The following is an 11,922-nucleotide window of genomic DNA, read 5'->3' as shown; positions in this document are numbered from 1 at the left end:
GTTTATCTCAAAAATGCCCTCGAAGCCGGATAATAGAATAGGGTTTGAAATTTAGATTGTCGTTCTTGTATAGGTTCCGGTGCTTCATCCCATAAACTTTCATAGAAAAAAAACGAAAATCCTAAGCCATTTTGACGGGCGGCTTGTACCTTCGCTTGAATTTGATTCATCCCAATGGGCCGATTTCTTAACCCGGTTAAAATCCCCACTCCCGTTGGAATTTTACGCTGGGCTTCTTTAATTTCTGCTTTCGTCATTTCTCTAACAAAACTCGGTAAATCTGGACGATAAATCTGCACAATTAACTCATCAACTAGATTTTTTTTCACCCAACCCACCCAATCTTGGAGATGACTATTATAAGCAGTATGATAGGGATTGGGAGCAATCGAAAAAATTGCTTTCGGATTTTTAGCTTTCACTGCTTTACGCAATTTTTCAACAAATTCTGTAATTTTATTCGCCCGCCAACGCACCCAAGCTTCATCTTTCGGGTTACTGGGAGGGGATGCTTTCATTTCTTGTTGATACAACTTAATCGTATAGGGATCATAACCAAATTCAATGGGTAAACTCAAGTGATCATCAAATTGAATTCCATCCACTGGATATAAAGTCATCACTTCCACCACTAAATCAATGATTAATTGTTGTACCTGGGGATGAAATGGATTTAACCAAACCACTTCTCCCGCTACGCCTTCCCAGGTTAAACTTCCATCTTGGCGACTGGTTAACCACTGGGGATGATTTAAAGCTAATTCGGATGAGGGAGGTGCCATAAATCCAAATTCAAACCAAGGGATTACTAATAACCCTTTTTGATGACTTTGGGTGATTAAATCTGCTAAAACATCCTGTCCCTGTAACCCTCGACGAATAAAGGGTTGAAACCCCTTTGCTTGAGCTATTCCACTCGGATAAAACACATAACCAGAATTCCAAACTACGGGATAAATTGTATTAAAATTTAACCGGGCTAATTGATTTACCGCTTCCTGTAATTTCGCATGATCTCGCACAATATCACTATCATTTGTTGTCATCCAAACGCCCCGAATTTCTGGGGACAATTGAGGGGGAATCGCAATACCTGGATAGGCGGATAATAAAATTGTTAACCCTAGGCCAAAAACCATCAAAGAAATTGATTTGAGGATTCGTACTGTGTGTTTAGAAAAATGCGATCGCCACGAACTTTTCGCCATGAAATCCAATTGCATAAGTGTATAGAAGAAATCAGCAATTCAGCAGAGAACCCTGTGTTTTTTAGAATATTTTAATAATTTACCAAATTTTGCTGATCTTCTAACATTGAATTAGGAGTTTAGCAGTTGAGAGAAGGTAAAGTTCGGGAAAACTCGAAGCAGTTGCTCGGAATTCAGTTTAAAATTACTCAATAAAATCTGAGCAATTACCTCTCTAAAGTCGGTTGTTACCCTTAAATCCCGTTGTTCAAATAACTCGGATTTCCCTAAACCGGGCCATTTACCATAAACTTTTCCCCCTTGAACTGCCCCCCCTAACAGCCACATCACGTTCCCATAGCCATGATCTGTCCCCCCATTGCCATTTTCGTGAACCGTGCGCCCAAATTCTGACATGACCACTACGGTTGTATCCCGATAAACCTCTCCCAACCGTTCCACTAGCACCGCTAACCCTTCAGCTAAAGGATTTAAACGATTCGCTAAGACTCCGGTAGCTGCCCCCTGATTAATGTGGGTGTCCCATCCTCCCAAAGCCATAAACGCCAGTTGAATACTGGGATCTCGAACTAACAAACTCGCCAGTTGTCGGGCTTCCCCCGCAAATCCCTTGGGTAAGGGGGCGCCTTGGTTCGCGGCTTCCATTTCCGCGTCTAATTCCTTGAGCAGGTGTTCACGGGCACTTCTGCCTTCTCGATAAGCTAAACTCAGAGCATCGTTACTGGCGTAGAGTTGATCAAAGGCAGCCTTCACTTGCTCTCCGTCAATGGGAAGTTCACGGGTACTATTAGAATTGAGGGTAATATTGGCAACGGATTGAGAACCCGATAAGATTCGCGGAATCACAGTTCCCACACTGACGGCTTCAACAGGAGTGTGTCCGGGTAACACCCCTAATAAACGGTTCATCCAGCCATCGGGGGTTTTTTGACTGTTGGGGGTTCCCGTTTCCAACTGATCCTGGGCTTCAAAGTGAGAACGATTAGAAATCGGAGAACCTACCGCATGAATAAAAGCTAAACTGCCTTGTTTCCAGAGAGGCATTAGGGGGGATAAAGCCGGATGAATCCCAAAAAAACCATCTAAATCCAAGACCCCTTTTTCGGTTCCGGGTTTGGGAATGGCAATGACAGGACGGGCGGCATAATATTCCGGTTCAGCATAGGGAACCACCACGTTTAACCCATCAATTCCACCCCGAAGAAAAATCACAATTAACCGTTTTGGAGAGGCGGAAACTGCAAAGCTTTTTGCAACCCATCCCTGAGTTCCCAAGGTTGCGATCGCTGATGTTCCGACAAGACCCACAAATTTTAAAAATCGTCGTCTTTCCATGCTGTTAACCTCATTGATCATCGCAAAAATTAAGATAATTTTGATTAACTAGGTTGGACTCATGATTTAATATAGAGAAAATCGTGTTAACTGTTGTTTAGTATTCCCATAGCCTAACATAAAACCGGAAGATTGAAAGGAGAATTTAAGCATGATTTTAAAACCAGGCGCATTAGGGGCTCATGTTCGAGAAATTCAATATCAGTTAGAACGCTTAGGTTATAATATTGGGCGGTTTGGAATGCCCTTTGATGAACAATTAGAAGCAACGGTTAAAGCCTTTCAAGAAGAAATGGAATTACCCATTGATGGGATCATTGGGGATGCAACTCGTCTCAAAATTCAAGAAGCCGTAACCGCCATTGAAAATTCTACGGATGTTAATCAAAATTCTGGCTATTCTGCTGAACATAAACTTCGTCCCGTCCCTAATGAATTAGGAGATTTCCTCAATGGAAATTGGCAACAATGGCGCGTCATTTGTTCTAAAACCTTAAATGCTCGCAGTGGCCCCGGATTTAACTATTCTATCGATATGACTTTTCCCACAAATACGGTGTTAATGCTCCATCCTGAATATCGTTATCCGATTAAATTTGATCAAGTTGGTAAACCTTGGTTAGTCATTTCTTATCAAGGAGGGGCGTTTTTTATTCGAGCCAATCAACGATTTATTGAGCCTGTTGTTTAATTCAGATTAAATTAATAATTATGGAAGAACTCTTAACCTTAAAAGCTCTTCTCCTCAAGGGAGATATTGCTGGATCATTAGCTGTTGTTGAAGAATTGGAAGAAATGAGCCGAGATGACAAAATTAATAATATTATCAGTTATAGTATTATTTTATTGTTGCATTTAATTAAACAACAAGCGGAAAATAGAACAACTCGCTCTTGGGATATTTCTATCCGCAATTCGATTCGACAAATTCAACGAAAAAATAAACGTCGGAAAGCAGGAGGGTATTACCTTAATTCTGAAGATTTAGCCGAAGCGTTAGAAGCAGCTTATCCTGATGCGATTGATCAAGCTTCTTTAGAAGTCGAAGAAGGACGTTATCAATCGGAAGAATTAGAAAAAATGGTTAATAAACAAGAGATTATTAATCGAGCGTTAGGGTTGATACTAGAGGGTTAAATTTGCTATGCTTTAGCTTGTCTGCGATCGCCCGTAAAGCCAACGCCTGAACTCTTACCGTTACCTCTTGTAGAGAGTCACCATAGACTAACACCCCTGGAATCTCAGGAATTTCTGCGATCCAGCGTCCATCCTCTTCCTGTTCTGTCTCAATCGTTAAATGTTCTAAAAATTGACTCATAAAATATTGTCCTTATTTTGGGAATGACTAACCCCTACTTTTCTGACCAACAATATCCTTTTTCTCCTGTTCCATCACCCACCCATTCTAGGGGTCTATCAAATTCTTTTACATAAAAAATGATTCTGCCTCCGTCACCGTCATCGTGTTCCCAACTTTCAATTATGCCTTGTTTATAAGAGTCAAGATTTTTCGCGTCGTGAAGTGCTAAATAGAGTGCGGTATCAGCAGCTTGTTCCGATACTTTCCAATACCCACTTTTAAATCGACCGTCTCCTAATTCTTCAATATTAAGCCCATTTCTACAAACCAAATGAATCCCTAATACTTTTCGAGCCATTGTTGATATGCTCCCTATTCTGGATGCCAATTATATTAACTTAAATTGGTGCGATCGCCTATACATAAGTATTAATAACTTTACCACCCACGAAAAAGAGGCGGAGCCTCCTTAATAACATTCCAAGGCGAGAGCCTTGGAACGAGGGTTTATGCAGCTTTTCCGGGGTAGATTGTACGTTCCCCTTTGGGAATAGAAATCCAACCCAATTCTTGTAAACGATTCGTTAAATTAGAAATACTCACCCCCAACTCATCTTTAATTTTATAAAGGTGTCGCCATTGCGTTAAATCTCGTCCTTGGCGTTTTTCATCTAAAACATGGCGAGGCATTAATAAACAACTGGCAAAATATTGCGCTTGCCATTCAATTGAAGCCAGATGAGATTCCATCGTAGCACCTCGACAAACAAAGGGTTCATCCAATTGATTGTCCGAAGATTCTGATGCTCCCAACTCTAATTGATCATGATTAATATGTAATACCCAATGACCGATTTCATGGGCAATGGTAGACTCAATAAAGCCCTTGGGTTTTTCTTGAATTTCCTCATTAATTTCGATGAGTCGTTCCGTTGGCAAGATTCGAGCCGCGATCGCCCCGTGATCATCGGGGGGAATGCAATCCCAAACCACCCCTAAATCGAGGAAATCTGCCACAAAAGAAGCCTCAAACGGCCACTCTGGGGCAAAATTTGGCGTGGTTTGCATCCGTCGCAAGAGATCATTGGCCCGACGCTCAATCGACTCTCGACGATAAAAGCGGTACGGCTTCAGGATACTCACTTATTCAACCTCCCGGACAGCCTCAAAAATTTGTTGGGCAAAGTTGGGATTTTCCTGCATTCGGCGGAATAATGCCGTCATGCTCTTATTATTTTCTTTGAGAAATGCCTCATAATGCTGAGGGATTCGCCCAGCTAAGAAGATTAACTCCTCCTCATCTAAACCCAGATTCCGCGCCAACCCCCGAATCACGTCTTCTTTGGGTGGGTAGTCCGCGCGATCATTCTCCAGCTTCGATAAATAGGTGAAATCCACTTGCAACAACGCCGCTAACTGACGCTGTGAGTAGGCTTTCTCTTTACGAGCCTGACGAATTAGCTTTCCAAAGGTTTGTTCCACAGTACATTCCTCCTGACTCCCATAATAAACTGGTTTGAAGAAAATTTCAACCCGCTACAACCAGTCTACTGCTTACACGCCGTAAGAAGGTAGAGATTGGAAAATCAAGGTAAAAAATTTTGCTCTCAGACTTGACGATTGAGTCAACATTGACTAAGATAGGGTTAGTTGAACAAAAGTTCAATATCCAAACGTCTCCCATAGCGTTTGTTGCAAAAGCCAGATCATTCAACTTTGATCGGGTGGTGTACGAACCCAATCAATTTGGGATTGAGGTTTTAATAAAAAGCCCAAAATCCATACAGGAGGAAAACTGCCATGCTCAGAACTTGGACAGATACCCACTACAAATTAGAAGACGATGATTGGCTTTATATTACTACCCATGAAGAACAAGGTTCAGCATCGTTAATATGTCCGGGTTATGCACGGGATGGGGAAGGATTTAGTATTCATTTTACCACCGCTCATACCCATTTGTTAGAGCATTTGTTGGCAGCTTTACGCATTCTTAAAGCTCAACAAGAGGCATTTTATTCTTATCCTGAACCGGAAAAACAATCCCATTTAATTCGATAGACTATTACCGAATTAAAGCACAATTAGGGTGAAGAAATTCAAAATCGAATTACTCACCCTAATCGAGAAAAATTGCGTCTAAAATTTAGAAAATAAAGGAAAATAAAATGACAAAAACATTAGAAAAAGCAACTTTTACCGTTTTTGGAGCCAAACCCAAAGAAGCTTTATTAGTTCCTGAAATTCCTATTTCAGTTCGCAATAATTGTCAGGCGGGACAGTGGACAATCGGGGATACGGATTATGGTTCTAAAGTGCGATTCGTTTAACCTAAAATAAGCCAAAAGCTTATGGGACGGTTAGCCTAACTGCTCAAACAGTTAGTGATAACTGATTACATTTATGGGTGAAATTCTGTGAATTAAGTCCCATCCCTCAAGTGCTGAGGTGAAAGCATAACCCCTAGTTTACTGGGTAGCAACTATTAAGCTAAAGCGGGGTTAAAAGGTAGAAATACTAGAAGCCAAATCTGGTAACTATCGAGCAAGAAGTCCATGCGTAGCGTAAGCAAAGATGTGTCCGAACCATCGTTACATAAGAATGGTGTAATGGCTAAATCAAGGTAAAAACTTGAAAACACCAAGCCAAAAGGCAAGGATAGGGCATAAGCAGTTTTTGGACTGACTTATAAGCACCGCCCAATAAACCCGGTGGAAAGCATCGCGCTAAAGACTTCAAACAAATGTGTAATCGGAACGAATTAACCTCTAATTATCTCTGGCAAAAGGTCGATAACCAGTAAGTAGCTAACGAATGATAGTTAGGGGAGGGATGGTATCAGAAGCGAATGCCCTTGGTAATGCAAGGGATATGCTGACGGATGCTCGGTAATTCCAAAGAAATAGAACAAGTAGCAATGTATATGTCTAAAACGCTGAATAAAAATCAGACGGTGGAATGGAACCAAATCAATTGGCGTAAAGCTGAAAGATTGACGTTCAAGTTGCAAAAGCGCATATTTCGAGCGAGTGAACGAGGTGATGTTAAAGCAGTTCGCAAACTCCAAAAGACCCTGATTAATTCCTGGTCGGCAAAATGTATCGCTGTACGTCGGGTAACACAAGATAATCAAGGCAAAAATACCGCAGGAGTGGATGGAGTTAAATCTCTAACCCCAAAACAACGGATGAGCCTTGTAGGACGATTAAAGTTAACAGGTAAGGTCAAACCTACTCGTAGAATTAGGATTCCTAAACCTGGAACAACTGAAACCCGTCCATTGGGAATACCCACGATACACGACAGAGCATTACAAGCGTTAGTCAAATTAGCGTTAGAACCAGAATGGGAGGCTAAATTCGAGCCAAACAGTTATGGTTTTAGACCAGGACGTTCCTGTCACGACGCAATCGAAGCAATATATATCAGTATCAATAAGAAACCCAAATATGTACTTGATGCTGATATTTCAAAATGTTTCGACTGCATAAACCATAAAGCGTTACTCTCCAAAATACACACATATCCCACATTAAGCCGTCAAATTAAAGCATGGCTCAAAGCAGGATATTGTGACGGAAAAGAACTCTTTCCTACTAATGAAGGTACACCACAAGGAGGGGTAATTTCACCCTTACTTGCAAACATAGTCCTACATGGTCTGGAAGAAAGAGTTATGCAATATGCAGAAACTCTAAAAGGGAAAAAGCGGGATAATCGCCAATCCCTGAGTCTAATCCGATACGCCGATGATTTCGTAATAATCCATAAGGATTTAAACGTAGTCAAAGAATGTCAAGAGATAATCGCAGACTGGTTAAGTGATATGGGATTGGAATTAAAACCAAGTAAAACAAAAATAACTCACACCCTCAATGAAATTGATGGAAATGTTGGGTTTGAGTTCTTAGGATTCCATATTCAACAACACAAAGTAGGAAACTACAGAAGTGCCTATAGTTCTGAAGGAATCCCACTAGGTTTTAAAACATTAATCACACCCTCAAAAACAAAAACTAAAGCTCACCTTGCTAAAATAGCTGAAGTAATAGATAGCCATAAAAATGCACCTCAAGCTGCCTTAATTAGCAAGCTAAATCCAATTATTAGAGGTTGGGCAAACTATTACTCAACAGTAATTAGCAAAGAAAGTTTCTCCAAAGTAGATAATCTAATCTACGATAAGCTAAGAGCATGGGCAAGAACGAGGGGAAAAGGGAACATCAATAAAGACAAATACTGGAGAACAGTAGGAAAAAAAAGTTGGTGTTTCAGTACAGAAGACGGAATAGAACTATTAACCCATTCCAGTACGCAAATTGTCAGGCATACAAAGGTTAAAAGCAAAGCTAGTCCGTTTGATGGAGACTGGACTTATTGGAGTAAACGAAGAGGCGAATACCCGGAAACTCCCAATAGAGTTTCAAAATTAATTAAGAAACAGAAAGGTATTTGTTCTCACTGTGGTCTGTACTTTACAAGTACAGACATTGTAGAAGTTGACCATATCAAACCAACATCATTAGGCGGGAAAGACACCTATGATAACCTACAACTTCTACACAAACATTGTCACGACACAAAAACGGCTAATGATGGTTCCTTAATTAAGAATCATAACAATAAACCGTTTTGAATCGTACCTGTAACAAAGGTGGAATTATCAAGGAGCCGTGTGAGGTGAAAGTCTCATGCACGGTTCTGAAGGAGAGGTTAAGAAGGTAACTTCCTAATCGACTCTAACTGTTCCATGACCATTCTTAAGTTTAGCAAATTTTTTGGCAGTTTAGGACAAACGGAACACACCTTATGGGGTCAAATTTGGTTTGTCGCAGAATCAGGAGAACTGCCAAAAGGGGTCGTGATGGTGACCTATTTAAAATCACGGGGGTTGAGTGATTTTAACCGTTTAGTCGCTTCTGTTCAAGCGCGAGGAGTTGAACCTGCAACGGGAATTTTTGTTCCTGAATTTACTAAGCATTCCGGTCAAAAACCCGATGAAAATGGAGTCGTAAAACCGATTAATTATTATAGCTTAAAATGGTCTTGGCAAGAACGGACTGATTGGTCTGTGGTGGAACAAGCGGCGGCAGTTTTATCTGATGCGAGTAATTTATCGCGGATGATTGACTTGGAAGGAACCCGAAAAATGGTGTGTTTAGATAACTTACCTCCCCATGAAATTGCCTGTTTAATGGCGGCTTATGCGAAAGGAGAAGAACATTCTGAATTAAGGTTAAATTCAGGACAAGATATCGCATTACCTCCGGCTTTAACTCAAGTTTCTGCGTAAGTATTGTAGGGGAATTTACCCCTATATCAGGTGAGGACGGGTTATATCAATTTAGGTAATTCTCCCGTCCTTACAATATCGGTTTTTATAACAGGTGTTATAGAACATCCCGATGTTTAAAAGTTGGGTATCATCACTTTGATTTTTTCGTTTTAGGAAAACATGAAAAAAACCATCAAGTTAAACCCTCCTGATTCCATCGAGCATCAATTAATGAAAACCTGTGAATTAACAAATCAAGTGCGTCAAGATACGATGCAGGATTTGGAAAACATCGGGGAAGACTTTAAGCATTTATTCTTAGTGATTCAATCGGTTCAACGGAATTATCAAGCGTTGTTAGATCAAAATCAACAATTGCAAAATTTATTGCTAAACTTGGTTAAAGATTGCTATTGTTGGCAAGGAAATCGGTGTCAAAATTGTCAAAAGATTTTGCACGAACTTGCTAAAAACTCAACAAATCTTGATTCCGAATCTACTGAAAAATATCAAGATATTGTTACCCAACTGCGAAAACGGAATTAACCTTTAACTGGATATCCAGAATTGTAGTTAATCTAAATTATTCTGTAAATGGAGAAAATTAACATGACCTATTCCCCTTTTGTCCCTAGTAACAAAACCCAACTCTTAACCGCTTTTCAACAAATTTTAGCTGAACAAAAGCGAATTGAATCGAAAGTTGCCACGAAGGAACAGGAAGCGGAACAAGAAAAAGGTAAACAAATCTTAGAAACCGCAGCAACCTATACGGTTGATAGTATTGTTAAAGGGTTAGCGGATTTACAACTTGATTTTGGTTCTATTATAACAGAATTAACGGAAAAATTACGCACGGAATCTACAAAGTTAGAGGAGTTAAAACGAGGAATTGAAATTGAGACTCAACAGTTAAAAGAAATTCATAAAATTCGCATTGTTGCTGACTCTCTTCATATTTTAACCCAAGAACATCAGGAAAAGTTAAGTTTATTAGAACATAATGCCAAGCTTCAGCAAGAAAGTGTGCAGAAAGATCTAACAACAAAACACAAAATTTGGGAAAAAGAACAACAGGAATTTGAGATATTAGTTGAAGAGGAAATAGAACGTTTAACGCGCAGTCGTGAACAAGCAGAAGCCGATTATAATTATGAACTGGAACGAACTCGACGCATTGAAACTGATGAATATGAAGACATGAAACGGAAGTTAGAACGAGAGTTACAAGAATTAAATCAAGATAAAGAGAAAAATTGGACAGAACGGGAACGAATTTTAACAGCAAATCAAGGGGAATTTGAAGCACATCAACAGCAAGTTGCAGGATATGAAGAAGAACTAAAACAAGCCTTTAATACGGCTAAAGAAGAGGCTATTCAAGAAGCAACACGAGAAGCGAAGGTTAAAGCTGATTTATTGACAAAAGAATGGGAATCTACAAAACAGGGTTATGAGTTACAAGTTCTATCTTTAGAACAAACCATTCAACGACAAAATGAACAAATTACCCAAATTTCAACTCAGTTACAAGAAACATTAAAACAAGCTCAAGATCTAGCTATGCGGGCGTTTTCCAGTTCAACCACTGCTAATACTGGCAATAAATAGAGATTGAAAATCAATATTCTGGTATTTTGCAAAAGCACAATTTTTCTACAAATAGAAACAAAAAAAGGCAGCATAAACTATGACAAAAAAAATGAATGACCGCAATACAAAAGCTGAAATTTTGGAAGCTTATCAAGAATTAAATGAAGAAAAAAATGCGTTAGAAGCACAGATTAAAAAACTTAATTCTACTCGCAATGAAGTTCCACAAACCCGTAAGGAGGAAATTAAACCAATGACCACTACATCTGCTGTTAAAAAGCCAAAAATGCAGCAAACTATTGAGAATTTATTGTTATTACAAACCGGGTTTGGAAGTGCGGTGAGTGAATTATCAGAAGCGTTAACTTCAGAAGCTATGAAATTGGGAGAATTGCGACAAACCGTTACTCATGAATTGCAACAATTAGAAGAATTACATGATTTAGAAACCGTTGACGATGATACATTAGATAATTTAGTTCAACGTTATGAAGAAAGTGCTAAAACCTTTGATGAGGAATTAAGTGTACGACGAGAAACCTTAGAACAGGAAATTCAAGAACAACAAAAAGCATGGCAAAAAGAACAGGAAGAACATCAACGCATTGTTAAAGAACGAAATGAAACTTATAAAAAATCGCAGTTGCGAGATCAGGAAACCTATGATTATAATTTGAAACTACAACGAGATGTCGATAACGATACCTATTCACAAACGAAGAAAAACTTATATAAACTGGTTGAAGATTTGCAAGAAGAACAGGAAAAACAATGGAATGAACGGGAAAAAATGATTGCTGAACGGGAAAAACTCTATTCTGAGGTTAAAGCTAAAGTAGAAGAATTCCCTCAAAAATTAGAAGAAAATATCAAACGCGGAAAAGATCAAGGACGAAATATTGGGAATTATCAAGCTAAAATTAAAGCCGATTTATTTGCAAAGGAAGTGGAGGGTCAGAAACAATATTATGAATTGCGCGTTAAGTCCTTAATGGAAACGATTCAAAGTCAAGATACTCGTCTACAAACTTTATCCAAACAATTAGATTCGGCGTTAAAACAGGTGCAAGACTTAGCGGTCAAAGCCATTGAAGGTGCTTCTAACGTCAGTTCCTTCCAAGCCGTCAAAGAAATTGCCTTAGAACAAGCTAAAAACCCCAATAAAGGGAAATAAAACTGAATTCACCTGTAGAGACGTGCCATGGCACGTC

The 11,922-nt window shown here is 39.4% G+C and carries 14 protein-coding genes and 1 pseudogene; 9 read left to right on the top strand and 6 right to left on the bottom strand.

Features of this window, described 5'->3' with window-relative positions; all coding sequences use genetic code 11:
- Positions 1-2 precede the first annotated feature (2 nt).
- Both IQ236_RS05820 and IQ236_RS05815 read right to left on the bottom strand, forming a co-directional pair.
- Entirely contained in the window at positions 3-1,223 is a 1,221-nt protein-coding gene (locus tag IQ236_RS05820) for a glycoside hydrolase family 10 protein (RefSeq protein WP_193868380.1), read from the bottom strand.
- A gap of 96 nt (positions 1,224-1,319) precedes the next feature.
- Positions 1,320-2,543 carry a DUF1501 domain-containing protein gene (locus tag IQ236_RS05815; RefSeq protein ID WP_193868379.1) on the bottom strand — a complete coding sequence of 408 codons (1,224 nt, stop codon included), beginning with the start codon at positions 2,541-2,543 and terminating at the stop codon, positions 1,320-1,322.
- Positions 2,544-2,694: 151 nt separating this feature from the next.
- On the opposite strand from IQ236_RS05815, the gene IQ236_RS05810 reads away from it, so the two are divergent.
- Positions 2,695-3,234, top strand: a complete 540-nt coding sequence (locus tag IQ236_RS05810) for a peptidoglycan-binding domain-containing protein (RefSeq protein ID WP_193868378.1) — start codon at positions 2,695-2,697, stop codon at positions 3,232-3,234.
- 20 nt (positions 3,235-3,254) lie between these two features.
- A complete protein-coding gene (locus IQ236_RS05805; RefSeq protein WP_193868377.1) occupies positions 3,255-3,680 on the top strand; it encodes a DUF29 family protein in 426 nt (141 codons plus the stop codon).
- Here the strand turns inward: IQ236_RS05805 and IQ236_RS05800 are convergent.
- The 4 genes from IQ236_RS05800 to IQ236_RS05785 form a co-directional block, all read right to left on the bottom strand.
- Positions 3,646-3,861, bottom strand: a complete 216-nt coding sequence (locus tag IQ236_RS05800; protein WP_193868376.1) for a type II toxin-antitoxin system HicB family antitoxin — start codon at positions 3,859-3,861, stop codon at positions 3,646-3,648. The two genes, IQ236_RS05805 and IQ236_RS05800, sit on opposite strands and share 35 nt — an antisense overlap.
- Positions 3,862-3,895: 34 nt before the next feature.
- Entirely contained in the window at positions 3,896-4,201 is a 306-nt protein-coding gene (locus tag IQ236_RS05795) for a hypothetical protein (protein ID WP_193868375.1), read from the bottom strand.
- Positions 4,202-4,350: 149 nt separating this feature from the next.
- Positions 4,351-4,986, bottom strand: a complete 636-nt coding sequence (locus IQ236_RS05790; RefSeq protein WP_190518138.1) for an ImmA/IrrE family metallo-endopeptidase — start codon at positions 4,984-4,986, stop codon at positions 4,351-4,353.
- The gene (locus tag IQ236_RS05785) at positions 4,987-5,325 is read right to left on the bottom strand and encodes a helix-turn-helix domain-containing protein (protein WP_190518131.1); all 339 of its coding nucleotides are present in this window, start codon (positions 5,323-5,325) and stop codon (positions 4,987-4,989) included.
- A 318-nt stretch (positions 5,326-5,643) separates the two neighbouring features.
- Here IQ236_RS05785 and IQ236_RS05780 point away from each other — a divergent pair, with 318 nt between their 5' ends.
- The 7 genes and pseudogenes from IQ236_RS05780 (at position 5,644) to IQ236_RS05750 (ending at position 11,885) form a co-directional block, all read left to right on the top strand.
- A complete protein-coding gene (locus IQ236_RS05780) occupies positions 5,644-5,904 on the top strand; it encodes a hypothetical protein (protein ID WP_190518129.1) in 261 nt (86 codons plus the stop codon).
- 107 nt (positions 5,905-6,011) lie between these two features.
- Entirely contained in the window at positions 6,012-6,173 is a 162-nt protein-coding gene (locus IQ236_RS05775) for a hypothetical protein (RefSeq protein ID WP_193868451.1), read from the top strand.
- Positions 6,174-6,760: 587 nt separating this feature from the next.
- Positions 6,761-8,479, top strand: a complete 1,719-nt coding sequence (gene ltrA, locus IQ236_RS05770; RefSeq protein ID WP_193868446.1) for a group II intron reverse transcriptase/maturase — start codon at positions 6,761-6,763, stop codon at positions 8,477-8,479.
- Positions 8,480-8,581: 102 nt separating this feature from the next.
- Positions 8,582-9,136: pseudogene (locus IQ236_RS05765) on the top strand (hypothetical protein); the annotation flags it as partial.
- A gap of 162 nt (positions 9,137-9,298) precedes the next feature.
- A complete protein-coding gene (locus tag IQ236_RS05760; RefSeq protein ID WP_193868374.1) occupies positions 9,299-9,664 on the top strand; it encodes a hypothetical protein in 366 nt (121 codons plus the stop codon).
- 63 nt (positions 9,665-9,727) lie between these two features.
- Positions 9,728-10,729: a coiled-coil domain-containing protein gene (locus IQ236_RS05755; protein ID WP_193868373.1), complete on the top strand. Its 1,002-nt coding sequence runs from the start codon at positions 9,728-9,730 to the stop codon at positions 10,727-10,729.
- 79 nt (positions 10,730-10,808) lie between these two features.
- The gene (locus IQ236_RS05750; protein WP_193868372.1) at positions 10,809-11,885 is read left to right on the top strand and encodes a coiled-coil domain-containing protein; all 1,077 of its coding nucleotides are present in this window, start codon (positions 10,809-10,811) and stop codon (positions 11,883-11,885) included.
- Positions 11,886-11,922 lie beyond the last annotated feature (37 nt).

Source organism: Planktothrix mougeotii LEGE 06226, assembly GCF_015207485.1.
GTDB lineage: Bacteria > Cyanobacteriota > Cyanobacteriia > Cyanobacteriales > Microcoleaceae > Planktothrix.
Note: the sequence above shows the minus strand (reverse complement) of the source record. Positions and strands in the feature narration are given on the sequence as shown.